Source organism: Paenibacillus sp. TAF43_2, assembly GCF_052113545.1.
Taxonomy (GTDB): domain Bacteria; phylum Bacillota; class Bacilli; order Paenibacillales; family Paenibacillaceae; genus Pristimantibacillus.
The window spans coordinates 1-3,458 of record NZ_JBFRDK010000321.1 but is presented as its reverse complement, the minus strand read 5'-3'; the positions used below and the strand labels follow the sequence as shown (position 1 = coordinate 3,458).

At 42.1% G+C, this 3,458-nt stretch carries 3 protein-coding genes; 2 read left to right on the top strand and 1 reads right to left on the bottom strand.

The window, feature by feature from the left end; translation table 11 throughout:
- Both AB4Z17_RS32850 and AB4Z17_RS32845 read left to right on the top strand, forming a co-directional pair.
- Nucleotides 1–753 (top strand): hypothetical protein, encoded by a 753-nt coding sequence (locus tag AB4Z17_RS32850; RefSeq protein WP_441964580.1) that lies wholly within the window; start codon nt 1–3, stop codon nt 751–753.
- Between the two features lie 172 nt (nt 754–925).
- The gene (locus AB4Z17_RS32845; protein WP_441964578.1) at nt 926–1,693 is read left to right on the top strand and encodes a class I SAM-dependent methyltransferase; all 768 of its coding nucleotides are present in this window, start codon (nt 926–928) and stop codon (nt 1,691–1,693) included.
- Between the two features lie 101 nt (nt 1,694–1,794).
- Here the strand turns inward: AB4Z17_RS32845 and araA are convergent, their stop codons facing one another.
- The gene (gene araA / locus AB4Z17_RS32840) at nt 1,795–3,285 is read right to left on the bottom strand and encodes an L-arabinose isomerase (RefSeq protein WP_441964576.1); all 1,491 of its coding nucleotides are present in this window, start codon (nt 3,283–3,285) and stop codon (nt 1,795–1,797) included.
- Between the last annotated feature and the right edge of the window lie 173 nt (nt 3,286–3,458).

Sequence of the window (3,458 nt, the reverse complement as noted above, 5' to 3'; positions counted from 1 at the left end):
ATATTGTACATTAGCTTCGATAACGAGGCAGAGCAAATAGAAAAATGCAAGGAATGGGGTTTGCTTTCTGAGAAGGCTGCCAAAACAAAAGTATTTTTCTATAAAGGAAACGGCGTGAATCTCGAATGCACTATTATTGGATATGTGGATAAAATGACTGCTGTCATTTCGTTTGAAAATGAACAAAAGCATTGTATTCACCCCTCCTACTTAAAGGAAATGCAAGCTTCTAGTTATGGCCAGAAGACTTCCAATGCAGTTGAAGAGATTGCACCTGCACAAGAGATTGAAGCTGATAAAAATGACGTTCTGCTAGAAACATCACAAATTAATGATGCAGCAGCGATTTCGGAGACGATACCAGCGCCTGATTCCGTTGAAGAAGTACATAAAGAACCTAAAGCAGCTGCTGCTCCAAAGGAAAAAACAAAAAAAGAAAAGGCGCCAAAACTGCAGCTTCCTGAAGATAAGATCAAAATGGTCGCAACAGTAAAAGAATTTACGACTGTACCTAACAATTTTTCTGATACAGATGACGAGGTTGTTATTTACAACGCAGTAGCCATTCAAGATCCTGCTATGGAGATCGGCGATGCGTGGTCCAGCCATAGTGCTACTCTCAAAAAGCTAGAGCTGGAAATCGGCGATATCCTTCATTTTGAAGGAAAAATAGTCGCTAAAAAGCTTACTAAGCACCCTGTTCCTTACAAAATCAATAACCCTGCAAAAATTCAAAAAGAAAAATCAGAATAAACCCATTCATATTTGAGGTATTCCATGAGCTTTGCTTCTAACCTACAGGAGTAAAGCTTTTTTCTGATCCAACTTTATAGTTTAAAACTATAAAGTAGATAGATATAATATATTTCACTTATATACAATCTTTGTGTGAGAATATGGTTACCAATAGTTAGGGGATGATATTATGCCTTCCGGCCAATTTTGGAAAACCGAATTATATGACAACAAACTGGGTTTTGTATCTGAGTACGGGAAGGAAGTTGTTGAATTATTAAGTCCTGCCCCAGGCGAGAAAATATTAGATGTAGGGTGTGGCACCGGAGATTTGGCCTATGAAATATCGAAAACGGGAGCAACAGTTGTAGGCATGGATTTTTCTGCGGAAATGATTGAGAAAGCACGAGTGAAATATCCAACCATTCATTTTTTCACTGGAAATGGTGAACAGTTTCAGTTAGATGAAACATTTGATGCTGTATTCTCTAATGCGGCATTGCATTGGATGAAAAATGCGAAACAAGTGGTTGAAAATGTGTGGAATGTGCTAAACAGCGCCGGCAGATTTGTTGCTGAGTTTGGCGGCAAAGGAAATGTTAATCGAATAGTAAAAGCAACAACAGCTGTGCTTGATGAGGATTATGCTATTGATGCAGAAAAGTTAAATCCTTGGTTCTTTCCGAGCATTTCAGAATATAGCGCTCTACTTGAACAACAAGGCTTTCGAGTAACTTATGCCGTTCTTTTTGATCGGCCTACGAAGATGGAAGACGGTGAAGAAGGACTAAATCACTGGTTATCTGGTTTTGCAAATCATTTTTTCGCTCATGTATCGGAAGAAGATAAAAAGTTGCTATACGCTAAAATAGCCGCAAGAGTAAGAAATGATTTATTCCATGATGGTATATGGTATGTGGATTATGTGCGGATTAGAGTAAAAGCTATTAAACCATAACTTTAAAACACCCTATAAATAGAGAAAAAGACTGCTGCTTAACCTTGTATGGTTTTAAGCAGCAGTCTTCTCTATTAAGAAGCAATCAGATGATAGGAAGATTAACGAATACGATAGCTGAGATCGTTCCAACGAAGCTCGTTGCGAACACTGCGAACCGTTGAATGCTTATCGATTACTACGGTTTCAATGCCAACTTGATCCGCCCAGTCTACAAGCTGCTCAGTCGTTACGACGTATGAGAATACGGTGTGATGAGCGCCGCCAGCGTAAATCCAGCTCTCTGCTGCATCTCGAAGCGATGGTTCTGGTTTCCATAGCACACGAGCTACTGGAAGCTTCGGCATTTCATGAGTAGGCTTCACTGCATCCACTTGGTTAATGATCAAGCGGAAACGATTGCCTAGATCGATGAGTGAAGCATTAAGCGCAGCACCAGCGCGTCCATCGAATACAATCCGTGCTGGATCCGCTTTGCCGCCGATGCCAAGCGGATGAACTTCGATTTTTGGACGGCTATCCGCTATTGTAGGACATACCTCAAGCATATGTGATCCAAGTACGAGCTCGTTGCCTTCTTCTAGATGATAAGTATAGTCCTCCATAAATGAAGTACCTTTGTTATTGGCAATCAGCTTCATCATGCGAGTAAGCGCAGATGTTTTCCAGTCGCCCTCGCCGCCAAAGCCGTATCCTTGCTCCATCAAGCGCTGAACTGCAAGACCTGGAAGCTGCTTCATGCCATGCAAATCTTCAAATGACGTAGTAAATGCGGAGAAACCGCCATCTTGTAAAAATGCTTTTAAGCCAAGCTCAATGCGAGCCTGCTCGCCAATGGAAGCCCATGAAGCTGCATTGCTGCGTGTCTCGGACGAAATATCGTACTGCTCGTTGTATTCCTCAAGCAGCTGCTTCACTTCTGAATCTGAAACCTCATTCATACGAGCAACAAGATCACCAATGCCATAACCATTAATCGACCAGCCGAATTTGATTTGCGCTTCAACTTTGTCGCCTTCAGTAACCGAAACTTGCCGCATATTGTCTCCGAAGCGAGCAACCTTAAGATGACGGCCTTCGTTTACTGCAATTGCAGTGCCCATCCAGCTGGCAATGCGCGAACGAGTAACGCCATCCTCCCAGTGACCCGTAACGACTTTGCGCTCAAGGCCTAGTCGGGCGAAAATATGGCCGTATTCTCGGTCGCCATGCGCGGATTGATTCGTATTCATAAAGTCCATATCAATCGTTTCCCAAGGAATATCACGGTTGAATTGAGTATGAAGGTGTAGTAATGGCTTACGCAGCTCAGACAACCCATGAATCCACATTTTTGCCGGTGAGAAGGTATGCATCCAAGTGATGATGCCTGCACAGTTCTCATCCGCTTTCGCTTCTAAGCAAAGCTTGTAAATTTCTTCTGGAGTTGTTACTACAGGTTTAAATACAATTTCGGATGAAATAACAGAATCATCATTCAATGCAGCAGCAATAATACGTGAATGCTGTGCAACCTCTTCTAATGTTTCTGGTCCGTACAAGTGCTGGCTTCCGGTAACAAACCAAAATTGATAGGGCTTAACTTGTAACATGGAATGGTTCCTCCTTAAGTTTTGCGAATGCAAAACAGCTTCGTAAGCATCCGCTTTAAGTTTTGCGAATGCAAAACMGCTTCGTAAGCATCCGCTTTAAGTTTTGCGAATGCAAAACAGCTTCGTAAGCATCCGCTTTAAGTTTTGCGAATGCAAAACAGCTTCGTAAGCAT

Bases quoted from the DNA above. Each gene is read 5' to 3' on its own strand.
- araA (WP_441964576.1), bottom strand. From the start codon at position 3,285: ATGTTACAAGTTAAGCCCTATCAATTTTGGTTTGTTACCGGAAGCCAG.
- AB4Z17_RS32845 (WP_441964578.1), top strand. From the start codon at position 926: ATGCCTTCCGGCCAATTTTGGAAAACCGAATTATATGACAACAAACTG.